Annotated in this window: 16 protein-coding genes and 1 pseudogene; 8 read left to right on the top strand and 9 right to left on the bottom strand. The window is 72.8% G+C overall.

The genetic code is table 11. The features are described from left to right. Nucleotide 1 precedes the first annotated feature (1 nt). Nucleotides 2-1,612 carry an ABC transporter ATP-binding protein gene (locus ACH4U8_RS21780; protein ID WP_360305551.1) on the bottom strand — a complete coding sequence of 537 codons (1,611 nt, stop codon included), beginning with the start codon at nt 1,610-1,612 and terminating at the stop codon, nt 2-4. Nucleotides 1,613-1,697: 85 nt separating this feature from the next. After that, on the bottom strand, nt 1,698-2,771 hold the full coding sequence (locus tag ACH4U8_RS21775; protein ID WP_360305553.1) for a BMP family ABC transporter substrate-binding protein: 1,074 nt from the start codon (nt 2,769-2,771) through the stop codon (nt 1,698-1,700). A 652-nt stretch (nt 2,772-3,423) separates the two neighbouring features. Here ACH4U8_RS21775 and mtnA point away from each other — a divergent pair. Further along, the gene (gene mtnA, locus ACH4U8_RS21770) at nt 3,424-4,425 is read left to right on the top strand and encodes an S-methyl-5-thioribose-1-phosphate isomerase (RefSeq protein ID WP_360305555.1); all 1,002 of its coding nucleotides are present in this window, start codon (nt 3,424-3,426) and stop codon (nt 4,423-4,425) included. Nucleotides 4,426-4,527: 102 nt separating this feature from the next. On the opposite strand, the gene mtnB is transcribed toward mtnA, so the two are convergent. Together mtnB and ACH4U8_RS21760 are read right to left on the bottom strand one after the other, a co-directional pair. Next, nucleotides 4,528-5,175, bottom strand: a complete 648-nt coding sequence (gene mtnB, locus ACH4U8_RS21765) for a methylthioribulose 1-phosphate dehydratase (RefSeq protein ID WP_360305557.1) — start codon at nt 5,173-5,175, stop codon at nt 4,528-4,530. A gap of 141 nt (nt 5,176-5,316) precedes the next feature. Beyond that, nucleotides 5,317-6,300 carry a LysR family transcriptional regulator gene (locus ACH4U8_RS21760; RefSeq protein WP_360305559.1) on the bottom strand — a complete coding sequence of 328 codons (984 nt, stop codon included), beginning with the start codon at nt 6,298-6,300 and terminating at the stop codon, nt 5,317-5,319. Nucleotides 6,301-6,529: 229 nt separating this feature from the next. Here ACH4U8_RS21760 and snpA point away from each other — a divergent pair, with 229 nt between their 5' ends. The 3 genes and pseudogenes from snpA (at nt 6,530) to ACH4U8_RS21745 (ending at nt 8,493) form a co-directional block, all read left to right on the top strand. Then, complete coding sequence (snpA, locus tag ACH4U8_RS21755; RefSeq protein WP_360305561.1) at nt 6,530-7,201, top strand: snapalysin; 672 nt, start codon at nt 6,530-6,532, stop codon at nt 7,199-7,201. Nucleotides 7,202-7,471: 270 nt separating this feature from the next. Then, nucleotides 7,472-7,890: pseudogene (locus tag ACH4U8_RS21750) on the top strand (NTP pyrophosphohydrolase). 147 nt (nt 7,891-8,037) lie between these two features. Next, nucleotides 8,038-8,493: a hypothetical protein gene (locus ACH4U8_RS21745; protein WP_379987506.1), complete on the top strand. Its 456-nt coding sequence runs from the start codon at nt 8,038-8,040 to the stop codon at nt 8,491-8,493. 21 nt (nt 8,494-8,514) lie between these two features. Here the strand turns inward: ACH4U8_RS21745 and ACH4U8_RS21740 are convergent, their stop codons facing one another. Further along, complete coding sequence (locus ACH4U8_RS21740; protein WP_395779478.1) at nt 8,515-9,492, bottom strand: hypothetical protein; 978 nt, start codon at nt 9,490-9,492, stop codon at nt 8,515-8,517. Between the two features lie 435 nt (nt 9,493-9,927). Here ACH4U8_RS21740 and thpR point away from each other — a divergent pair, with 435 nt between their 5' ends. Both thpR and ACH4U8_RS21730 read left to right on the top strand, forming a co-directional pair. After that, on the top strand, nt 9,928-10,518 hold the full coding sequence (gene thpR, locus ACH4U8_RS21735) for an RNA 2',3'-cyclic phosphodiesterase (protein ID WP_360305569.1): 591 nt from the start codon (nt 9,928-9,930) through the stop codon (nt 10,516-10,518). Between the two features lie 252 nt (nt 10,519-10,770). Beyond that, entirely contained in the window at nt 10,771-12,096 is a 1,326-nt protein-coding gene (locus ACH4U8_RS21730) for a sulfite oxidase (RefSeq protein WP_395779476.1), read from the top strand. Between the two features lie 124 nt (nt 12,097-12,220). Here the strand turns inward: ACH4U8_RS21730 and ACH4U8_RS21725 are convergent, their stop codons facing one another. Together ACH4U8_RS21725 and ACH4U8_RS21720 are read right to left on the bottom strand one after the other, a co-directional pair. Continuing rightward, nucleotides 12,221-14,440 (bottom strand): NADP-dependent isocitrate dehydrogenase, encoded by a 2,220-nt coding sequence (locus tag ACH4U8_RS21725; RefSeq protein ID WP_360305573.1) that lies wholly within the window; start codon nt 14,438-14,440, stop codon nt 12,221-12,223. A 115-nt stretch (nt 14,441-14,555) separates the two neighbouring features. Beyond that, on the bottom strand, nt 14,556-15,791 hold the full coding sequence (locus ACH4U8_RS21720; RefSeq protein WP_395779474.1) for a PucR family transcriptional regulator: 1,236 nt from the start codon (nt 15,789-15,791) through the stop codon (nt 14,556-14,558). Nucleotides 15,792-16,090: 299 nt separating this feature from the next. Between ACH4U8_RS21720 and ACH4U8_RS21715 the strand changes: the two genes are divergently transcribed. Beyond that, nucleotides 16,091-17,389 (top strand): FAD-dependent oxidoreductase, encoded by a 1,299-nt coding sequence (locus tag ACH4U8_RS21715; RefSeq protein WP_360305577.1) that lies wholly within the window; start codon nt 16,091-16,093, stop codon nt 17,387-17,389. Between the two features lie 133 nt (nt 17,390-17,522). After that, nucleotides 17,523-19,562: a S9 family peptidase gene (locus ACH4U8_RS21710; RefSeq protein ID WP_395779472.1), complete on the top strand. Its 2,040-nt coding sequence runs from the start codon at nt 17,523-17,525 to the stop codon at nt 19,560-19,562. A 73-nt stretch (nt 19,563-19,635) separates the two neighbouring features. Here ACH4U8_RS21710 and ACH4U8_RS21705 read toward each other — a convergent pair whose 3' ends face one another. Next, the gene (locus ACH4U8_RS21705; protein ID WP_379987570.1) at nt 19,636-20,757 is read right to left on the bottom strand and encodes a glycerophosphodiester phosphodiesterase; all 1,122 of its coding nucleotides are present in this window, start codon (nt 20,755-20,757) and stop codon (nt 19,636-19,638) included. Between the two features lie 259 nt (nt 20,758-21,016). Continuing rightward, entirely contained in the window at nt 21,017-22,114 is a 1,098-nt protein-coding gene (locus ACH4U8_RS21700) for a saccharopine dehydrogenase NADP-binding domain-containing protein (RefSeq protein ID WP_395779471.1), read from the bottom strand. Nucleotides 22,115-22,119 lie beyond the last annotated feature (5 nt).

Here is a 22,119-nt window from a genome sequence, read left to right as displayed (position 1 = left end):
GTCAGGCCTGGTGGGCGGTGGTTGTTGCGGTGGGGCGGGTGTCGTCGTCGGGCCGGACCTCGGGCCGGGCCGGGCCGCCGCCCGCCATGGCCAGGCCGATCGTGTGCACGTCCGCCTCGGCGCGCGGCAATTCGGCGACGATCCGGCCCTCGTACATCACCAGGACCCGATCCGACAGCGCGAGGATCTCGCTCAACTCGGCGGAGACCAGCAGTACGCCGTGGCCGGCGTCGCGATACTCGACCAGGCGCGCGTGGATGTTCTCGATCGAGCCGATGTCCACACCGCGAGTGGGCTGCTCGACCAGGAGCAGCGGCGCGTCGTGGGTGATCTCTCGGCCCAGGATGGCCTTTTGCTGGTTGCCGCCGGACAGCGTGCCGATGGTGACGGCCGACGAGGCGGCCTTGACGCCGAAACGTTCGATCACCTTCGCGGCGTGTGCGCGGATCGCCGCGCGGCGCAGGAAGCCGCCCCGACCGGCCAGCGCCGGGGTGCGGTGGAAGCCCATCGCCAGGTTGTCGGCCAGCGAGGCGTCGCGGGCGGCGCCGACGCCGGCCCGGTCCTCGGGCACGTAGGCCAGGCCCGCGTGCCGGCGCTGCGCCACCGAGGCGGCGCCGACGTCCTGCCCGGCCACCAGCACCCGGCCCGCGTCGATCGGGCGCAACCCGGCCAGCGCCTCGACCAGTTCGCTCTGCCCGTTGCCGGCCACGCCCGCCACGCCGACGATCTCGCCCGCGCGCACGCGCAGCGACACGTCCTCGACCAGCGGCTTGGCGCCGCGTCCGGCGGACACGGTCAGGCCGCGCACGTCGAGCACGTCGGCGGCGGGGGTGCCGGCCGGGTGCATGCGGTCCAGATCGATCCGGCGGCCGGTCATCGCCAGCGCGATCTCGGCGGGCGTGGTCTCGGCGGTGGCCAGCCGGGCGGTGACCCGGCCGTCGCGCAGCACGGTGACCCGGTCGCTGACCGCCATCACCTCGCCCAACTTGTGGGTGACCAGCAGGATCGTGCGGCCGGAACGGGCCAGGCCGCGGATCACCTCCAGCAGCCGGTCCGCCTCGGCCGGGGTCAACACGGCGGTGGGCTCGTCCAGGATCAACACGCGCGCGTCGCGGTAGAGCAGCTTGAGGATCTCCACCCGCTGCTGCACCCCGACCGGCAGGTCCGCGACCCGGGCGTCCGGCGGTACGTGCAGCCCGTGCGTGTCCACCAGTTCGGCGACCCGGGCCCGGGCGGCGGCCCGATCCACCAGGCCGCGCCGGGTGGGTTCGCTGCCGTAGACCACGTTCTCCGTGACGGTCAGCGAGGGGAAGAGCTTGAAGCCCTGGTGGACCATGCCCAGTCCGGCCGCGATCGCCTGCACGGGCGAGCCGAAGGAGTGCTCGGTGCCGCGCAGCAGGATGCGGCCGGCGTCCGGGCGTTGCAGGCCGTACAGGATCGACATCAGCGTCGACTTGCCCGCGCCGTTCTCGCCCATCACCGCGTGGATCTCGCCGCCGGCGACCCGCAGGTCGACCCGGTCGTTGGCCAGCACGCCGGGGAAACGCCGGACGATGCCGCGCATCTCGACCTCGGCGATGTCACCGGGGGCGGCGGCGTGCTGATCGTTCATCGGGCGTCTCTCCGGTCGAAAGGGGCGAAACGGGACGGGCGTTCGCCGGTGTCGGGTCCGCGGACCCGACACCGGCGCGGCGGTCCTACTTGGCGGCGGCCGGGTCGGTCACGGTGATGCCGCCCGCGACGATCTGGTCGCGCAGGCTCAGCACGGTCTTGAGCACGTCCGGGTGCTGGGCGATCAGGCACTGCGAGGTCTCCAGGCCGGGCTCCATGCCGGTGAGCGTGATGCCGCCCTCCTTGAGGCCGTACGAGGTGACGCCGCCGGGCTTGCCGGCGGCGATCTGCTCGACGCCCTTCTCGACCGCGATGTCGGTGCGCTTGATCACGTTGTCCACGACCGTGCCCGGCGCCGCCGAGCACTGGTTGACGTCGACGCCGTACGCCTGCACGCCCGCGGCCTTGGCCGCGCTGAACACGCCGAGGTTGCCCGCGGCGGAGGCGGCGCCCATGATCTGGTCGACGTCCTTGGCCTTGAGCGACGCGGTCTGCTCGCTGGCCCGCGCCGGGTCGTTGAACGGCTTCTGGCCGCCGACGAAGAGCTGGGTGAAGGCGCTCGCCGGGTTGGTCTGCTTGGCGCCCGCGGCGAACGGGTCGGAGAAGCGGCGGATCTGCGGGCTGTCCAGCGCGACCACCGCGCCGACCTTGCCGCTCTTGGTCAGCAGGCCCGCCTCGGCGCCGGCGAGGTAGGTGCCCTCGTGCTCGCGGAAGGTCGCGCAGGTGATGTTCGGGTACGGCTTGCTCGTGCACGAGTCGACGAAGAGGAACTGCTGCTTCGGGTTGGCCTCGGCCTGCTGGGCCAGCACGTCGGCGAACTCGAAGCCGACGGCGACCACGACGGAGGGCTTCTGGCGGACCGCGGCCTCCACGTTCTGCTGGATCGCGCTGGTGTCCTTGCTCTCCAGGATGCTCGCGGTGCCGCCGGCCTTCTTGGCCGCGTTCTGCGCGCCGGTGGCGGCCAGCTTGAGGAAGTCGTTGACGCCGATCGGCTCGGGCGTCACCAGCACGACGTTCTTGGCGGAGTCCCCGCCGCCGGTGCCGCCGGCGGCCGGCGTCTTGTCCTTGTCGGCGGAGGCGTTGCACGCCGTGGCGGCCAGTGCGGTGCCGACGACGACGGCGGCCACGGCCAGGCGGTGGCGGGAGGTGATGCGGTACATGAGTGTCCTTGGGAGGAGTGTCGATCCCGGCGGGGCGGAGTCGGTGGTTCGGAGACGGGAACCTCGCGGTCCCATCGGTCTCGGCGCCCGATGGCGCCTCGGTTCCGCGCGCGGCGGTGAGGCGCGGCGCTCGATCGGCGGTCGGCGCGATCGGGTCAGTACGGGCGCCGGCGACAGCGGCCGGTGCGTCGGACGCAGACGCCGCGGGCACCGCGCTTGTCGAGCGGAAGCGGCGGACGGTCACACGCCATGGAGCGGCCGCAGCACTCGATACGTACGTCGCAACACCACGTTTCGGCCACAGCCGACTCCTTTCCGGTCGCACCAGCCCAAGTCTCGATGTGATGATCACACCCGACTGGTTTCGGGGGGGAGGTTAGCACCCTCACCAGGCACTTCTCGCGCTTGTTCATAATGTGGACCGATTGTCCACCATGTGAACATTGGGTTACCGCGCCGACACCCAGCCGCCCCGGATCCCGGGCGTCGTTCGGGAGTGCGTTCGAAGCGTGCTGCCGGGCGACGTAGCATCCGTAGTGCCACCGCATGCGCTCGCTCCCGCCGCGGTGTGCCGCCGAGCCGGTGACCTCGCACACGTTCGCGGCCGCCGTGCTCGCCCGGCGCTCGACCATCCGCCCGGAAAGGACCCCCGATGGCCCCCGAGATACGCTCGCTCGCCTGGCACGGCACCGCCCTGCGCCTGCTCGACCAGACCGCGCTGCCGCAGCGGATCGTGTACCTCGACATCACCGACGTGGACGCGCTGATCGACGCGATCCGTCGCCTCGCGGTGCGCGGTGCACCGGCCCTGGGCGCGGCCGGCGCCTTCGGCGTCGCGGTGGCCATGCTGCAGGGCACGCGCGAGGGCTGGGACGCGGACCGGCTGGCCGGCGAGATCGCCCGGATCCGGGACGCCCGGCCGACCGCGGTCAACCTGGCCGGCGGCGTGGACCGGGTGTTGCCGTTCGCCGCCAAGGGTGTGGACGCGGTGCTCGCCGAGGCGCAGGCGGTGGTCCGCGAGGACGTCGAGGCCAACCACGCGATCGGCCGGCACGGCGCGGACTGGATCCTGTCCCGGGTCGAGCGACGCCCGCTGCGGGTGCTGACCCACTGCAACACCGGCTCGCTGGCCACCGCCGGTTGGGGGACCGCACTGGGCATCGTCCGCGAACTGCACGCGCGCGGCGTGCTCGACGTCGTCCACGTCGACGAGACGCGCCCGCTGCTCCAGGGATCGCGGCTGACCGCCTGGGAGTTGGACCAGGAGGGCATCGCCCATCTGGTGCAACCGGACGGCGCCGCCGCGAGCGCGATCCTGCGCGGCCTGGTGGACGTCGCGGTGATCGGCGCGGACCGGATCGCCGCCAACGGCGACACCGCGAACAAGATCGGCTCGGTCGGCGTCGCACTGGCCTGCGCCGACGCGGGCATCCCGTTCGTGGTCGCGGCCCCGCTGACCACGTTCGACGACGCGACCGCGCACGGCGACGAGATCACCATCGAGGAGCGGCCCGAGTCCGAGGTGCTGGAGGTGGCCGGCATCCGCGTCGCCCCGGCCGACTCGCGCGCCTTCAACCCGGCCTTCGATGTCACGCCGGCCCGACTGATCAGCGCGATCGTCAACGAGACGGGCGTACGCGAGTACCGACCCTGAACCGATCCCGGGACGCGGCCCGGCCGCGTCCCGGACCCGGTTCGGGAGGCGTGCTCGGACCGGCCGGTCCCGGCCGAACCCTCACGCGGCTCCGCCGCCGGCTCAGCCCTCCGCGATGCGGTACTCCAGCAGCCACTCCACGACCTCGACGTGATGGCGGGCCCGGATCGCATCCTCACCCCACACGTACATCCCGTGCGAGGCGACCACGACGGCCGGCACCCCGGGGACCAGCGCTGCCTCCAGGCGATCGCCCAGTTCGGTCATGTCCTGGCTGTTGGCGATCACCGGGATGGTGACCGTCTCGTCGTGCGCGGAGCGGCCGATGCCCTTGAGCATCTCCAGATCGCGCAACTCGATCCCGGCCGGCCAGCGTCGACCCGCGCGCACCGCCGAGACGGTGTGCACATGGAACACCGCGCCCGCGCCGGTCAGCGCCACCACCCGGGCGTGCAGCCCGGCCTCGGCGGACGGTCGGCGCGGCGGCGTGCTCGCCTCCTCGGGGACCGGTACGCCGGCCGCGTCCACCACGACCAGGTCGTCCGCCGCCAGTTCGCCCTTGTCCAGGCCCGAGGCGGTGACCGCGAGGCGCAGTGGTTCACGCGAGAGCACCACGGACAGGTTCCCGGAGGTGCCGCGCATCCAGCCGAGGCCGGCGAAGCGCGCGGCCTCGCGCGCGAGGGTGGCCCCGGCGGCGGCACGCGCGGAGGCCGGGACCGAGGCGGGGTTACCGGCTTCGGGGGTCGTCATGGGGGTCCTCACTGTTCACTCACGGTCCGGTCGAACCGGCTCACAGTGTGGTCGAACCGGCAGATCGGGCCATCATTTCACCCACACCCCGGCGATCCGGGATCGGTACCGGCCGGACGCCGGGTCGGGTCGCCACGCCGCTCACGGCCGGGCCCGGCTCTGGCCGTCGTAGCGCAGGATCGGGCTGTCCTCGCGCAGCAGCCGCTGCCGGTAGGCCACCGCGAGCCACGCGGCCTCGCGGTAGGCGGCCTCCAACTCGTGGTAGACGGTGTCGATCAGGGCCGGTGCCGGACCGTTCTCGGTACGAAAGGCCAGGAACAACCGGACCGTGAGCGGATCGCCGGCCAGCGGCCGGACCGCCATGTCCGGTCGCGGGCGGGACGTGGGTTGGCACGGCGTGACCACCTCGCCGATCGCGACCAGGGACGCCGCGGTGAGGTAATCACCGTGCAGGATCCGGGGGTTGATGCCGGCGTCGGACAACACCTCGCGCAACCCCTCCCATTCGCCGTCCACGCTCGGGTCGACCATCCACTGATCCTCGGCCAACTCGGCCAGCTTGACCTCGGTTTCGGCCGCGGCCGGATGGTCCGGCGACATCGCGATGAACTGCGGTTCCCGCTCGACCAGTACGCGCCCGCGCACCCCGTCCGGGACCCGCAGCGGGAAGCCCTCGACCTCGTGCACGAACGCGACGTCGAGCTGACCCGCGGCGACCATTCCGAGCAGCGTGTTCGCCGACACGTCCACCCGCAAATAGGTGTCGGTGGTGGGCAGTCGCAGCCGGAGCCGGCGCAACCAGTCGGCGATCACCCGGTTCGCGGTGCCGCCGATCCGCAGGTGGGGCCCGGCGGTTCGGATCGCCTCGGCCTGGGTGTCGATGACCAGGGCGCTCATCTCGGCCATGATGGGTCGGGCCCGGTGCAGCATCGTGAGGCCGAGTGGAGTGGGTCGGCTGCCGGTCCGGTCGCGGACGAACAGGGGTGCGCCCAGGGCGTTTTCGATTCTTCTGAGCTGCGCGGTCAAGGACGGCTGGGTCATGCCGAGCAGCCGGGCCGCAGCATGCAGGCTGCCGGTGTCGCCGATGGCACACAGTGCGCGGAGGTGCCTCACCTCTAGCTCCATGATGCGGAGGATAGGACGCACTATCGCGGTCGTACCAGACACCGACGGGCGTGGGATCCGGGGGCGGGGCGTGAATCTTCCGTAACACGATGCGTGCCGGGGCGGTGACGGTCCGGGAACGGGGGTGATACGACGGTGCTATCGCCGGTTGTCATCATCCGGGCCGGACCGGGCTCCGGTGAGACTCAGTGCGCACCGAACAGGTCTTCGGCACCCCAAGGAGCCCCCCATGTCCCCAGTGCGTCCCCGGAACCCCCGTAAGACCGTGATCACCGCAATACTCGGCCTCGGCCTCGCGGCCGGACTGATCGCCGCGCCGGCCGCATCGGCCGGCAACGACGGAGTCGCGGCCCCCCTTCGTGCCTCCGCGCAATACGCCGGTCAGGAAGACCAGGCGCAGAACCAGGCGTTCTTCGACGCCGTGCTGAAGTCCGTGGCGGGCAAGCGCGCCGCGGCGGGCAACTCGGCGGCGGTGGTCACCGTCACCTACAGCGCCGCCAGCGCACCCTCCTTCCGCAGCCAGATCGCCCAATCCGCGCAGATCTGGAACAGCTCGGTCACCAACGTCCGCCTTCAGGAAGGCAGCAACCCCGACTTCCGGTACTACGAGGGCAACGACTCGCGTGGTTCGTACGCGAGCACGAACGGCCACGGCAGTGGCTACATCTTCCTCGACTACCGACAGAACCAGCAGTACAACTCGACCCGGGTGACCGCCCACGAGACCGGCCACGTGCTGGGCCTGCCGGACCACTACTCGGGTCCGTGCAGCGAACTGATGTCCGGCGGCGGCCCCGGCACGTCCTGCACCAACCCGAACCCGAACGCCACGGAACGCGCTCGGGTCAACCAGCTCTGGCGCAACGGCCTCGCGGCGCTCGCCGCCCAAGCGGCCTCCTGACCTCCCGGGCGACGTGCACCCGGACACCCGGGCTCCCCTGTACGTCGCTCCGACCCCTGACCCGGCACCCGGCCACCGCCCCCCGCGGCGGCCGGGTGCCGTTCCATTGCATTCGGCCTCGCGGTCATGGCTGCGGTTGCCTTGCGGCTGGGAGGCGTACCCACCCGTTGCCTCGGGCTTCGGTTTCAACGGCATCGGGGCGGCCCGCTCGGGCCTCTCGGCCACTACTCCTCTGTGTGTGCTTCCTGCTTCGGCGGGGAGGATGGGGGGATGGTCGGTGACGCGGATGTGCCTCTCGTGGTGGTCGATGCGGCGAACGTGGTGGGCTCGGTGCCCGACGGGTGGTGGAAGGATCGGCGGGGCGCCACCGAGCGGTTGCGGGACGCGTTGGCGTCGATGGCCGCGGCGGGGCTGCCGGAGGGCGGGAGCGCCGTGCCCGCGTGGGCGCGGCGGGGGCCGCTGGACATCGTGCTGGTGGTCGAGGGCGCCGCCGGCGGCGTCGCCGAGGTGCCGGGCATCCGGGTCGTCCGGGCAGCGGCGACGACCGCATGGTCGAACTGGTCGCGGCCGAGCACGCGAGCGCGCCCGCGCGGCACTGCCTCGTGGTGACCGCCGATCGCGGCCTGCGGGATCGCGTGCGCGCCCTGGCCGCCGAGGTGACCGGTCCCCGAGCGGTGCGCCCCGGGTGATCGGGCGGCCGGGATTCGGGTTCCGCGTCGGAGGGCGGATATCGTGAGGGGCGGCGGCCCGCCCACGCGGGGCCGACGATCCGAGGTCCCGTCCGCGCCGCCGGCCGTACTCGACACCCCGCCCCGTGGGCAATCGCCGGAGGAAGCATGACCACCAACCGAGTCCGCAAGGGCGTGATCCGAGGCCGGATGGCCGCCGCCGGCGAGTCGTACGTCGTCGCCGCACGCCGGATGACCGTCCCGCGCGGGTCCAAGGCCCCCGACGTCCGGACCGCCGAGGCGCTGGCCACCCGCTACTGGGAGCCCGCCGAGAGCCTCGACCTGCCCTGCCCGTGCGGCGGCACCTGTGCCCCCGGCGAGCGCTGCACCCGCTGCCACGCGACCTACCGGCACGCCGCCCGGATCCCCGGCAGCGACACCGACGTCGAGGTCTGGCAGGACCGGTACGACTGCACCGGCTGCGCGAACAGCTACTCCTTCACGGTGACCCTCCCGGACCGACCCTGGGGCACCACGCAGACCGTGCCGCAGCGCGGCGGCCAGGAGCCGATCGTGCGGATCAAGCCCTTCGAGGGCGTCGACCACCCGACCCTCCGGGCCTGAACCCGGCACCGAGGACGCGGCTCACTGCCCGGCGGGAAGCGGCTTCTTGCCCTTGACCGTCTGCAGTCGGAAACGTTGGTCGGCGGCCCCCGAGCAGATCGCCTGGGCCGCCTCCGCCTTCGGGGTGACCTCGGCGGGGCCGCCGAGGATGCCGATACACAGGCCGCTGTGTACCGGGCGGAGCCGGAAGACGCCCGGATCCACCGGTTCGATCAGGAAACGTTCGTTGGCGGCGCCGGTGCAGTCGCCGGGACTGAGCAGCGCACCGGGCACCAGGATCGCCTCGTCCACCCGCAGGCAGCCGACGCCCTCCACCGGATGGCGCCACTTGATCAGGTAGACGTCCGGCGCCACGGCGACCAGGTAGGTGTCCGGGACCACGCCCTCGCACGAGCGCTGGACCGCGATCGGGCGGTCGGTGCGAAGGTTGCGTTCTCTGCCCTCACCCAGACACAACGACCCGTCGGCGATATGGGTGGGCTTGATCAGGTAGAAGCCGTCACGGGGTCGGCTGGGGAAAGCGGCGGAGTCGTCGCCGTCGCCGTCGTCCGTGCCGTATCGCACGGCGAGGATCACGCCGATCGCGATCAGCAGGCAGGCCATGCCGATGGCGATCGCCATCGTCCCCGGCCGACGCCGACGCCCCGGCGGTGGGGCAGGCGCGGCGTCGGGCACCTCGGCGGGTTCGGGCGCGGGCCGTTCGCTCCCCCGCCCCGCCGCGAGATCCTCGCGGATCGTCAACCAGCGGGCGGCGGTATCGGTGTCCAAGCCGCAGGCGAACACCAGCGCCTCGACCAGATCGGCCCGGGGCAGCGTGCTGCGGCCGAGCGCGGCGGCCACGGTGCTGGCCGGCAACACATGCCCGGACGCCTCGGCCTTGGCCGCCAGTTGACGGTACGTCAGCGCCGACCACTCGCGTAACTCCCGTAACGCGGCGACGTACTCCGCGGCGGTGGTGGCGGTGTCCGGCCGCGGAGCAGAGTCGTCACGTCGGGTCACAAGACTCCCGTTCGGTCACGCGAAAACGTACGCGCGGTAGCGGATGCGGCACCCATGGTGCCGGCAGTTCGGCGGGTCGGGGAGTCCCAGAAAAACGATAAATAGGACCGGAATCCCGTCGCCCGCCCGGCACGCCCGCTCCCGGCCGAACCGAGCCCGCCGATCGGTGATCGGTGCGCACACCCGTCCCGAACGGTCCGGGACACGGGCCGGTCGACGCCGTGACCAGCCGGGACGGCCGCGTGTTGTCCGGGACGGCCCGATCGGCTTGGCAGCGGCCGCGTCGATCCCCCAGTGTCGGGATCGCCCGACGGTTCGGCCCGCCGCGCGAGGGTGCTCATCGGGGGTGGCGGGCCGACCGGTCGGGGCGGCCCGGCCCGGGCGCCCGGTGGGCCGGCGCGCGCCGGCCGGTGACGATGCGGTACGACATCACCTGTGACCGACGACGAATCCCCGACCGCGCCCCGGACCGTACGCCTGTTCGTGGCGCTCGCCCCGCCGGACGACGCCAAGGACGAACTGGCCCGGGTGCTGCGCCCGATCCACCACGCGCATCCCCGGCTGCGCTGGAACCGGATCGAGGACTGGCACATCACGCTGGCCTTCCTCGGCGAGGTGCCGGTCGACGTGGTCGAGGCCCTGCGCGCACCACTGGCCGAGGTCGCCGCCTCCACCCCGCCGGTCGACCTCGAACTGCGCGGCGCCGGGCAGTTCGACGAGCGGGTGTTGTGGAGTGGCGTGCACGGGGAATTGCCCGCACTGCACACGCTGGCCGACGCGGTCCGCGGCGTGGTGCGGGCGGCCGGCGTCGCCCTGGAGGACCGACCGCTGCGTGCCCACCTGACCCTGGCCCGGGCCCGCCGGGACAACCCCGACGGCATCTCGGCCGCCGCCCGCGAGCTGGCCGATTTCGTCGGCAGCCGCTGGTCGGCCCGGCGACTGCACCTGGTCGGCAGCAACTTCGGCCGCGGCCCCGGCCCGATCCACTACCGCGACGTGGACGCCTGGCCGCTGACCGGCCGCTGAGGCCCGAGGTCCCGACGCTCCCACCCACCCCCGAGGCACCCGTCGGCGCGCCCGTCGACGGCGGCCGGTCGGGTCCTCTACGATCGCGCTGTGATCCTCGGCCACCGCCGCACCGACCCGAGCGCGCCCTCGCGCCTCGATGTGCCGCGCCGTCGCTGTTGTTGATCCGTACTTCTCCTCGCAGTCGATGCATCGCCGCGCCGGTTCGCCCGCGCGCGCCTCCCCGACGTTTCCTGAGCAGAGGAAGTCCCGATGACACCGATCAGTGAAGTCGCCTACGACCGCCACCGGTTGCGGCAGTGGTTGGGCGGATCCGCCCGCGCGGACGGAGTGCTCAGACGCGACCTGCTCAAGCTGCTCGGCACGGCCGGCATACTCACCGCACTACCCGCGGGCACCGCGTACGCGACCGACCGGACCGACACCACACCCGCGGCCCCGGCAGGCAACACCCCGGCAGGCAACACCCCGACCGCCGGCGCCGCCCCGGGCATCCGCAAGCCGCTGCCACCCGAGCTGTTCACCATCCGCGGCACCAACGCCGAGACCAACTTCCCCGCACTGCGCGACACCGGCTACCACACCCCGGTCGATCGATTCTTCGTGCGCAACCACACCGCCACCCCGCAACTACCCACCCAGGACTGGCGGTTGCGCCTGTGGGGGAGCGGGCTGCGCGGATCCACCGACTACGCCGGCGCGATCGAGCTCGACCTGGCCGACCTGCGTCGGCTGCCCGCGCACACCCACTCGGCCGCGATCGAGTGCGCCGGCAACGGCCGCAGCTTCTACGCCTCCCAACAGGGCGAACCGGCGGCCGGCACCGCCTGGACGCTCGGCGCGATCGGCGTGGCCCGCTGGCGCGGTGCGCGCCTGTCGGACGTGCTGCGCCGCGCGGGGCTGCGCCGGGAAGCGGTGGACGTGTTGCCACGAGGGCTGGACGACGAGTACGTGACCGGCGGCGTCAACCTGGGCCGGGTGCGTCGACCGTTGCCGGTGGCCAAGGCGCTCGACGACGTGCTGCTCGCGTACGAGATGAACGGCGAGCCGCTCGCCGCGGATCACGGCGCGCCGGTACGGGTGGTGGTGCCCTCGTGGGTGGGCATCTCCTCGATCAAGTGGGTCGGGGACATCGAGGTCGCCGCGCAGCCGCTGTACTCGCCGTGGAACACCGACTTCTACCGCCTGTTCGGGCCCGCCCATCCCGAGGGCGGCAGCGCGCCGCTGACCCGACAGACCCTCAAGAGCGCGTTCGAACTGCCCGTCGACGCCCGCTTCGCGCCGGGTCGCACGCACCGGCTGCACGGCCGGTCCTGGTCCGGCGCGGGCGGCGTGCGCCGGGTGGAGGTCAGCACCGACGGCGGCGCGAGTTGGCGGCGGGCGCGGCTGTGGGACGAGCCGCGGCGCGACGGTTGGGTGCGCTGGAGCCTGGACTGGCGGCCCGCCGAGGCCGGTTCGACCCACCTGCTCGCCCGGGCGAGCGACACCGCGGGCCGTACCCAGCCGGATCGGTCCACCTTCAACACCCAGGGCTACTTCTTCGACGCCGTCGTGCGCCATCCGGTGACGGTGGGCTGAGCACCGAGCCGGCCGCCCCGACACCGCACCGCATCGCCGAAGGACCGGGCCGCCGCCGCACCCGGAAGACGACGAACCGCCCCCGCCGGGCGTGTTGCCGGCGGGGGCGGTTCGGCGGGGTCGATCAGGCCAGCGAGGCCACGGCCTCGTTGAAGGTGGCCGACGGGCGCATCACGGCCGACGCCTTGGCCGGGTCGGGACGGTAGTAGCCGCCGATGTCGGCGGGCGAGCCCTGGACCGCGATCAGTTCGGCGACGATCGTCTCCTCCTGCTCGGACAACGTCCGGGCCAGGCCCGCGAACGCCTCGGCGAGCGCCGCGTCCTTGGTCTGCGCGGCCAGCTCCTGGGCCCAGTACAGCGCCAGGTAGAAGTGGCTGCCCCGGTTGTCGATGCCCCCGAGCCGACGGCTGGGCGACTTGTCGTTGTCCAGGAAGGTGCCGGTGGCCCGGTCGAGCGTGTCGGCCAGCACCTGGGCGCGGGCGTTGCCCACGGACTGCGCGAGGTGCTCGAAGCTGACCGCGAGCGCGAGGAACTCGCCCAGGCTGTCCCAGCGCAGGTAGTTCTCCTTGACCAACTGCTGCACGTGCTTGGGCGCCGAGCCGCCGGCGCCGGTCTCGAACAGGCCGCCGCCGTCCATCAGCGGGACGACCGAGAGCATCTTCGCGCTCGTGCCCAGCTCCAGGATCGGGAACAGGTCGGTGAGGTAGTCGCGCAGCACGTTGCCGGTCACCGAGATGGTGTCCTCGCCGCGGCGGATGCGCTCCAGCGAGAACGCGGTGGCCTTCTCCGGCGACATGATCTCGATGGTCAGGCCCTCGGTGTCGTGCTCGGGGAGGTACTCCGCGACCTTCGCGATCAGGTTCGCGTCGTGCGCGCGGCCCTCGTCCAGCCAGAACACCGCCGGGCTGCCGGTCGCGCGGGCGCGGCTGACGGCCAGCTTGACCCAGTCCTTGATCGGCAGGTCCTTGGTCTGGCACATCCGGAAGATGTCACCCGCGCCGACGACCTGCTCCAGCACCGCGGTGCCGGCGGCGTCGACGACCCGCACCGTGCCGGTGGTCGCGATCTCGAAGGTCTTGTCGTGGCTGCCGTACTCCTCGGCCTTCTGCGCCATCAGACCGACGTTCGGCACCGAGCCCATCGTGGCCGGGTCGTACGCGCCGTTGGCCCGGCAGTCGTCGATGACGACCTGGTAGACGCCCGCGTAGCTGCTGTCCGGCAGCACGGCCAGGGTGTCGGCCTCCTTGCCGTCCGGACCCCACATGTGACCGGAGGTACGGATCATGGCCGGCATCGAGGCGTCCACGATCACGTCGCTGGGCACGTGCAGGTTGGTGATGCCCCGGTCGGAGTCGACCATCGCCAGCGCCGGCCCGGCGGCCAGCTCGGCGTCGAAGGACGCCTTGATCGCGGCGCCCTCGGGCAGCGACTCCAAGCCCTTGAGGATCGCGCCGAGACCGTCGTTGGGGCTCAGGCCGGCCGCCGCGAGCGCCTTGCCGTGCTCGGCGAAGGTCTGCGGGAAGAAGGCCCGAACCGCGTGGCCGAAGATGATCGGGTCGGAGACCTTCATCATGGTGGCCTTCAGGTGCACCGACAGCAGGACGTTCTCGTCCTTGGCCCGGGCCACCTGCGCGGCCAGGAACTCGCGCAGCGGCGCCGCGCGCATCACCGAGGCGTCCACGACCTCGCCCGCGAGCACGGGTACCGATTCGCGCAGCACGGTGGTGCTGCCGTCGTCGCCCACCAGCTCGATGCGCAGCGAGCCGGGCTCGGCGATCACCGCGGACTTCTCGGTGGAGCGGAAGTCGTCGGCGCTCATGTGCGCGACGTTGGTCTTCGAGTCGGCGGTCCAGGTGCCCATGCGGTGCGGGTGCGCCCGGACGTAGTTCTTCACCGACGCGGGGGCGCGGCGGTCCGAGTTGCCCTCGCGCAGCACCGGGTTGACCGCGCTGCCCAGGGTCTTGCCGTAGCGTGCCCGGACGTCCTTGTCCTCGTCGGTCTTCGGGTCGTCCGGGTAGTCCGGCAGCGCGAAGCCCTGCTCCTGGAGCTCGGCGATGGCCGCCTTGAGCTGCGGGATCGAGGCCGAGATGTTCGGCAGCTTGATGATGTTGGCCTCGGGCGTCTTGGCCAGTTCACCGAGCTCGGCGAGCGCGTCCTCGATGCGCTGGTCCGCCTTCAGGTGCTCCGGGAAGTGCGCGATGATCCGCCCGGCCAGGGAGATGTCACGGGTCTCCACCTTGACCCCGGCCGTCGCCGCGTACGCCTGGACCACGGGCAGGAACGAATACGTCGCCAGGGCCGGGGCCTCGTCGGTGTGCGTATAGATGATGGTCGGGTCAGTCACAGGATGCTCCGCTCCATGTCCGCAACATTGCTCGACATCAAGATATCTTGCGGGCGGATCCCCGCGCGTCGCGGCCCCGGCGCGGCGGGCCCCGGCACGGCGCGCCGTTCCCGGATCACCCCGGTGGTGTCGCGTCCGGCCGCTCCGGGCCGGCCAGGTCGCGGAGTTTGAGGCCCAGGTGCAGGGTCAGCCGGTCGTCGCCGCGGTCGAGCCGGCAGCCGGTGAGCGCCTCGATCCGCCGCAGGCGGTGGTACAGGGTGGCCCGGTGCACGCACAACAACGCGGCGGTGCGCCGAACGTCGCCGGCGTGGTCGAGGAACGCGGCCAGCGTCGACAGCAGCACTCCGTGAGCGTCCGCACGCTCCAGCGCGACCAGGGCCGGCACCCGCGCCGCCGCGCGCAACTCCGCCGCCGGCAGTCGCAGGAGCAACTCGTAGGGACCCAGCTCACCACTGCGGGCGAGGTCGCCCAGGCCGGGCACCAGCAGCGCCGCCCGCACGGCCAGCAGCGCCTGCCGGTACGAATCCGGCACCCGGTCGAGGCGATCCACCGGCGCGCCGACGCCGACCACCACCCGCCCGGCGCCGCGCGTCAGATCCGTGAACCGGGCGATGATCCGCCCACCCAGGACGTCCGGCAGCTCCGCCGCCGCGGTGGCCGGCGGCACCAGCAGGATCCAGGCCCGCGAGCGCTGGGCGACCATCAGCCGGCCCTGCTCCGGAAGCGCGCGCAGCCCCTCCTCGACCGCCGCCTCCAGCGCGACCTCGTGCGCGCCGGCCACCGTGCCGGGCTCGTCGACGCACTGCGCCGCGACCACCCGGAACGGACCGGCCTCGGCGGCGAACACCTGCTCGGCCCGCAGGTCCGCGGCGGCCTGGAGCCGACCGGCCGGATCGGATCCGACCAACTCGCGCAGGATCGCCTCGTGCCGGGCCTTGACCCGCTCGTGCAACAGCAGCCGCCGATACAACACGATGCCCGCTCGCCCGGCCGCCGCCTCGGCCGACGCGAGTTGCGCCTCGGTCGCCGCCGACGCGTCGTCGATCAGCCACAGATAGCCCAGCAGCAGCCCGTCGCAGCGGATCGGGACACACCAGCGCGGCCGGCAGCCCGGGACGTCGATCCGCACCCGACCCGGCCGGGTCCACCCGGCGATCCCCTGGCCCAACACCCGATCGGCGATTTCCGGCCGTACCCCGCGATTGAGCACCGAGGCCACCCGGACCGCGTCCTCGTCGCCGAAGTGCCGGCTGGCCGCCAACAACCGGAGGCCCACGTCGTCGATCGCCACCGACCGTTGCAGGCGCTCGGAGAGCTCGTCGACCAGGGATTGCAGATCCTCGTCACCCATCGGTCGACCTCCGTACGCGCCACGCCGCTTCGGGCACCCGCCGCTCCGGGCACCCGCGCCGATCCGAGACCCGCCGAACCGGGCTCGGGGTGCGGCCAGCGTACGGCCGCGTGCGACGGGGCGCCGGGCCCGGAGCGGTGGACGACGCGACGATCGTCGCGTCGGCGTGCCGCGATCCGCGACCGCGGTCGGCTGCCCGGGCGGTGGGCCGCCGGTCAGACTGGACGTGTGGAGCAGGCGGTGTCCCGGCACCGGGGCTCCCGTTCGGCGCGTGCGGCATCGCCAGGGAGGAAACCCGAATGAACACGGATGTCGTGGTGATCGGAGCCGGCGTGATCGGCTCCGCGATCGCACTCGAACTGGCCCGCGCGGGCCGGCGGGTGCTCGTGGTGGACAAGGCCGGCGGTGTCGGCCTGGGTTCGACCAGCGCCTCCAGCGCGGTGGTGCGCTTCAACTTCTCCACCCACGCCGGCGTGGCGGCCTCGTGGGAGGCCCGGTTCTGCTGGCAGGCGTGGGGCGACCACCTGGGCTGCGACGTCGGCGACCTGGCCCGCTTCGAACGCAACGGCCTGGCCCTGCTGGACGTGGACGCGGTGCCGCGCGAGACCTACCTCCCGTTGTTCGACGCGGTGGGCGTGCCCTACCAGGAATGGGACGCCGCGACGCTCGCGGCCAGGATCCCGGGCCTGGACACCGGACGGTTCTGGCCGCCCCGACGCCTGGACGACGAGCGCTTCTGGGCGGAACCGACCGGCACGCTCGGCGCGGTGTTCACGCCGGACGCGGGCTATGTCAGCGATCCGCAACTGGCGGCGCAGAACCTGGCCGCGGCGGCGCAGCGGCACGGCGCCGAATTCCGGTTCCGGCGCACCGTCGTCGCGGTCGGGTCGACGGGCGGTCGGGTGCGCTCGGTGACCCTGGACGACGGCACCGAGGTGGCCTGCCCGACCGTGGTCAACGCGGCCGGTCCGTGGTCCGGGCGGGTGAACGAACTCGCCGGAGTGGGCGCCGACTTCACGATCGGGGTGCGGCCGATGCGGCAGGAGGTGGCGCACCTGAGGGCGCCGGCCGGCTACAACCCGACCGGGGCGGCCGGGGTCACCCTGGCGGACCTGGACCTGGGCGTGTATCTGCGCGGGGAGGTCGGTGACGGCATGCTCGTCAGCGGCACCGAGCCGGAATGCGACCCATTGGAATGGCTCGACGACCCCGACGCCGCCAACCCCAACCCGACGCCGGAGGTCTTCGAGGCCCTGGTGACCCGGGCGGCCCGGCGGCTGACCGGGCTCGCGGTGCCGAACCGGCCGCGCGGCATCGTGGGGGTGTACGACGTCGCCGACGACTGGACGCCGATCTACGATCGGACCGAACTCGACGGCTTCTACGTGGCGATGGGCACGAGCGGCAACCAGTTCAAGAACGCCCCGCTGGTGGGCCAGGTGATGGCCACGCTGATCGACCGGGTGGAGAGCGGCGTCGACCACGACGCGGATCCGGTGTGCTTCGTCGGCCCGCACACCGGCGAGGCGATCGACCTGGGCGCCTTCTCCCGGCGGCGCAGCGTGAACGCGGCCAACTCCGGGACGGTCTTCGGCTGAACACCCGGCCCGGGCCCGGCCGCGCCGCCGCCCGCCCGCACCGCTCCCCGCCCGCCCGCACCGCTCCCCGCCCGCCCGCACCGCCGCCCCGCTCGGTGCCGGGTTCCGGTCGTGGGCTCCGTGACCTCGAAGAATGGAGATCCCTTTGATACCCGACCACTTCGCCACCGCCGACGACGCTTCCGGGCCGTCCGCCGCCGACCGTTTCGCCGCCGTCGAAGAGCACTTCCGGAAGGTGTACGAACCCGCGTTCGGCGCGGTCGGCAGCGCCGCCGACCCGCACATCCGCCCGGACGGCGCGGCGGTGGCCTGCACCGGCACCATCTTCACCGAACTCGTCGGCACCGGCACCACCCGCGTCTGTCTGGCCGAGGCGGGTCGGGTCCGGATCCTGACCGAGGGCGCCGGCAACCAGCGCCTGCCCCGATTCTCCCCGGACGGGACCCGGCTCGCCTACCTGTCCGACGCCGAACGCACCGGCGACTTCCAGGTCGAGGTGCTGGACCCGGCCACCGGCGCGCGGATCGGCCGGGCCCGGGTGCCCGGCATGGTGGAGTACCTGAGTTGGTCGCCGGACGGCACCCGCCTGCTCCTGGGCGTCGCCGCGTACGGCGCCGATCTGTCCGGTGGTCAGGGTTCGGGCACCGTCACCGGGACGGCGGACGAGGCGCCGGCGTGGGCGCCCGAGGTGTTCACCGACCTGGCCGAGGACGGGTGGCGCTCCGCCTGGGTCGCCGAACGACCCGACGAATCAGGCGAGTTCGCGGTACGCCAGGTGAGCCGGCCCGGGACCAACGTATGGAACTCGTGCTGGGCGGGCCCGGACGCGCTGATCTGCGTGGCCGGGGCCGCGCCCGGCGAGGAGTCCTGGTACGTCGCGGACCTGCGCCGGATCGCACTGGCCGACGGCGCGGAGACCGTACTGCGCACCAGCGACCGGCAGTTCGGCCCGGTGTCCGCGTCGCCCTCGGGCCGCACGGTGGCGGTGGTGGAGGCGCTGTGCTCCGATCGCCTGCTGGAGGCCGGGGACGTACTGCTCCTGTCGGCGCGGCAGACCCCGGACGACGACGCGGTGCGGGTGGACACGAACGGCGTCGACGTCACCACGATCGGCTGGATCGACGAGGACCGGCTCGGCTGGGCCGGACTGCACGGATTGCACACGGTGGTCGGGGAGTACCGCCGGGATACGGACAGGGCCACCGAACTGTGGCGCAGCGACGAGACCTTCGGTGCCCGGTATCCCGAACTCTCCTTCTCCGCGCACGGGCACGCCGGAGTGCGGCACAGCTACCGGCGCCACCCCGAACTGGCGATCCTGGACGGCCACGTGATCCGCACGGTCGCCGACCTGACCCATCCCGGCGCGGACCACCTGACCGAGATCGCGGGTACCGCCGAGGCGGTGACCTGGACGGCCCCCGACGGCCTGGAGATCCAGGGCATCGTGTGTCGGCCGGCGGGCCCCGGACCGTTTCCGCTGGTGGTCCACGTGCACGGCGGCCCGGTCTGGAGCTACCGGAACTGCTGGTCGATGATGTACCCGTACACACCGCTGCTGGTCGATCGCGGGTACGCGGTGCTGCATCCCAATCCGCGCGGCAGCAGCGGGCGCGGACAGCGCTTCGCCGAGGCGGTGTTCGGCGACATGGGCGGTGCGGACACCTACGACATCCTGTCCGGGATCGACGCGTTGGTCGCCCGGGGCGTCGCCGACCCGGACCGGATCGGCGTGATGGGCGGTTCGTACGGCGGGTTCATGTCGGCGTGGTTGACCACCCGGGATCAGCGGTTCGCGGCGTCGGTGCCGATGTCCCCGGTCACCGACTGGATTTCCCAGCACCACACCTCGAACATCCCCTACTTCGACCGGATCTTCCTCAACGACGAGCCGCTCTCGTACACCGGTCGCTACGTCGAGCGCAGCCCGCTGCGCTTCGTGTCGCAGGTGCGTACGCCCACGTTCCAGACGGCCGGCGTGCGGGATCGGTGCACCCCGCCCGGGCAGGCCCTGGAGTTCCACCGCGCGCTGGTGGAGGCGGGCGTGGAGTCGGCGCTCGCGGTGTATCCGCAGGAGGGCCACGGGGTGCGTGCGTTCCCCGCGCTGATCGACCACTGCGCCCGCATCCTGGGCTGGTTCGAGAAGCACATGGCACCGCCGACGGCCGGCTGAGCACGACGGCGAAGGGCCCCACACCGCCGTCGGCGGTGTGGGGCCCTTCGGTGTGCGTCGAGTGGGCGGGCCGTCAGGCCGGGAGGCCGGCGCGGGCCGCGACCGCGGTGTCGGGCTGGTCGGCGAAGACGCCGTCCAGGCCGAGGCCGTAGAAGAGTTCGTACTCGGCCGTGATGTCGCCGCGCGCGTTCGGGTCGGCGCCGAGGCGGAAGTCCAGCGGGAGGAACTGGTTCTCCGCGCGGAACGTCCAGGCGTGCACGATCAGTCCGGCCCGGTGCGCGTCGCGCACGACCGAGGTCGGGGCGAGCAGTTTGCCGCCGGCGTCACGCGGGACGATCAGGTTCTTGTTGGTGCCGATGCCGTCCGCGTAGCCACCGATCCACTTCAGGTTCTCCGGCTTGACCAGATCCTGGTACGTGCGCGGGTCGTTGGCCGCCACGAAGTCGTACGGCCGACCGGACGCGTCGAGCAACTGCACGAGCTTGACGTCGATCATCCGGTTCAGCTTGCGCAGGTTGGCGGTCTCGAAGGACTGGATGAACACCTTGTCCTTGCGGCCGGAGAGCCGGTTGTGCCTGAGCGCCTGCACCAGCGGCTCCTCCAAGGGCAGCCCGATCGACTGGAAGTAGGTCGGGTGCTTGGTCTCCGGATACACGCCGATCGGGCGGTCGACCCGGCGGCCCTCGGTCCGGGCCAGGTCCAGCACCTCCTGGAAGGTGGGCACCTCGAATCGGCCGTCGAACGTGGTGTTCGTGGGCCGCACCTGGGGCAGCCGCTCCTTGGCCCGCAACGTCTTGAGCTCGGCGAGGGTGAGGTCCTCGGTGAACCAACCGGTGACCGGCGTCCCGTCGATGGTCTTGGTGGTCTTGCGCGCGGCGAACTCCGGGTGCGCGGCGATGTCCGTGGTGCCGGAGATCTCGTTCTCGTGCCGGGCGACCAGGACACCGTCCTTGGTCGAGACCAGGTCGGGCTCGATGTAGTCGGCGCCCAGTCGGATCGCCAGGCGGTAGCTCTCCAGGGTGTGTTCGGGCCGGTATCCGCTGGCACCGCGGTGGCCGATCACGATCGGGTGGGCCGAGGGCCGCGACGAGGCGCGGGACGTGTCGTCCTGGGCCGCGGCGGCGGGCACCGCGACCAGGGTCGCCAGCAGCACGCCGGCCACACCGAGCGCGGGAAGGATACGTCGCAACGCCATCTCCTGTTCGTCCGGACGCGGCGAGGCCGCGCGGAGCACCAATCGTGCGGGCACGCCGAGTCAACCCGGATCGCCCGAAGGCTCGCCAGGACGAACCCGTGGCCCATGGATGAACCTCCGGAAAACGCCCGGGGGCGCTTCCCGTCGACAGGAGGCACACCGGCGGCCGGACCGGGGGCCGACCCCCGCGCGGTCCTCGATCCGGCCTCGGTGCGATGTCGTCGGGCGCGTGACCGTGCCCGGTCGGTGCTCCGGCCGGTCAGCCGGTGGTGGTCGCCACCGGGAGTTCGGTGAAGGTCTCGAAGCGGGTCAGGTGTTCCGGGGCGAGCGCGCGCAGGAAGCTCTCGGCGGGGAACGCCTGGCCGGCCGCGACCGTGCCGGTCGCGGTGTGCGTGCCGGCGAGGATGCGCTCGACGGCCTCCACCACGATCGGCGCGGTCACCGCGTAGATGTCGCGCCCGGCGACCACCGCACGGCGTTCCCGGTCGCCGCGCCGCACGACCGCCTCGACCAGGTAGGTCTGCTCGGACCGACCGCGGTCGTCGGCGGGCGAGGGAGCCGGGGTGGCGGGGTCGCGGATGTCGGTCAGCGGAGCGAGGTTCATCACCGCGCGCACCTCCGGAGTGTCCAGGTGCCGCGGGATGGTGACCTGGTCGGCCGTGGCGAACTCGTTGGTCTGCTGCTTCCCGAGCGGCGCCGGGAACTCCCACGTGGAGATCTCGGTCGAGTAGGAGAACGGGCTCAACCGCCCCTTGGTGTAGACGAGATGGTGTCCCGCGTTGGTCTCGCCGGTGAGCCGGGTGCCCGCGGTCGGCAGCCAACTGTCCAGCCCGAAGGCGATGGTGATCTCGTCCGCGCTCGGCCAATCGCCGATGGCGACGGTGGCCAGCAGGTCGCCCAGTCCGCCGTAGAAGGCCATCGAGGGGGCGAGTACGAGTCCGCGCTGCGCGGCCTGCTCGGAACGGGTGTCGAACAGGGCGGCGGTGGCGGCCTGTTCGGCGGCCACGTCCAGGTAGTGCGCTCCGGCGCGGATGGCCGCGTCGGCCACCGGGAGCGTGGTCTCGGAGAACGGGCCGGCGCAGTTGACGACCGCCGCGACACCGGCGAACGCGCGATCCAGCGCCTCGGCATCGTCGGCGGCGGCGACCCGGCGCGGCGCGTTCGGGTAGTCGGCGCCGAACGCGTCGAGCTTGGCCCCGTCCCGGCCGACGAGCACCACCGGCCGGCCTCTGCGGTGCAACTCCGCGACCACGAAGCGCGCCGTGTGCCCGTAGGCCCCGTAGACGGCGACCGGGCGAGCCGAGGAGGTGGACGAAGTCTCGGCGGTGAGCGGGTTCGAGGCGCTGTTCTCGGTCATCGTTT

The sequence above is a fragment of the Embleya sp. NPDC020886 genome (assembly GCF_044333915.1).
Taxonomy (GTDB): Bacteria; Actinomycetota; Actinomycetes; order Streptomycetales; family Streptomycetaceae; genus Embleya.
The sequence above is the reverse complement of the archived record's forward strand: the minus strand, read 5'-3'. Positions and strand labels throughout refer to the sequence as shown.

Coding starts and splice junctions, on each gene's coding strand:
- mtnA (WP_360305555.1), top strand. CDS start 3,424: ATGGCCCCCGAGATACGCTCGCTCGCCTGGCACGGCACCGCCCTGCGC.
- ACH4U8_RS21715 (WP_360305577.1), top strand. CDS start 16,091: ATGAACACGGATGTCGTGGTGATCGGAGCCGGCGTGATCGGCTCCGCG.
- ACH4U8_RS21720 (WP_395779474.1), bottom strand. CDS start 15,791: ATGGGTGACGAGGATCTGCAATCCCTGGTCGACGAGCTCTCCGAGCGC.
- ACH4U8_RS21760 (WP_360305559.1), bottom strand. CDS start 6,300: ATGGAGCTAGAGGTGAGGCACCTCCGCGCACTGTGTGCCATCGGCGAC.
- ACH4U8_RS21730 (WP_395779476.1), top strand. CDS start 10,771: ATGACACCGATCAGTGAAGTCGCCTACGACCGCCACCGGTTGCGGCAG.
- snpA (WP_360305561.1), top strand. CDS start 6,530: ATGTCCCCAGTGCGTCCCCGGAACCCCCGTAAGACCGTGATCACCGCA.
- ACH4U8_RS21705 (WP_379987570.1), bottom strand. CDS start 20,757: ATGGCGTTGCGACGTATCCTTCCCGCGCTCGGTGTGGCCGGCGTGCTG.
- ACH4U8_RS21780 (WP_360305551.1), bottom strand. CDS start 1,612: ATGAACGATCAGCACGCCGCCGCCCCCGGTGACATCGCCGAGGTCGAG.
- ACH4U8_RS21700 (WP_395779471.1), bottom strand. CDS start 22,114: ATGACCGAGAACAGCGCCTCGAACCCGCTCACCGCCGAGACTTCGTCC.
- mtnB (WP_360305557.1), bottom strand. CDS start 5,175: ATGACGACCCCCGAAGCCGGTAACCCCGCCTCGGTCCCGGCCTCCGCG.
- ACH4U8_RS21775 (WP_360305553.1), bottom strand. CDS start 2,771: ATGTACCGCATCACCTCCCGCCACCGCCTGGCCGTGGCCGCCGTCGTC.
- ACH4U8_RS21745 (WP_379987506.1), top strand. CDS start 8,038: ATGACCACCAACCGAGTCCGCAAGGGCGTGATCCGAGGCCGGATGGCC.
- ACH4U8_RS21710 (WP_395779472.1), top strand. CDS start 17,523: ATGGAGATCCCTTTGATACCCGACCACTTCGCCACCGCCGACGACGCT.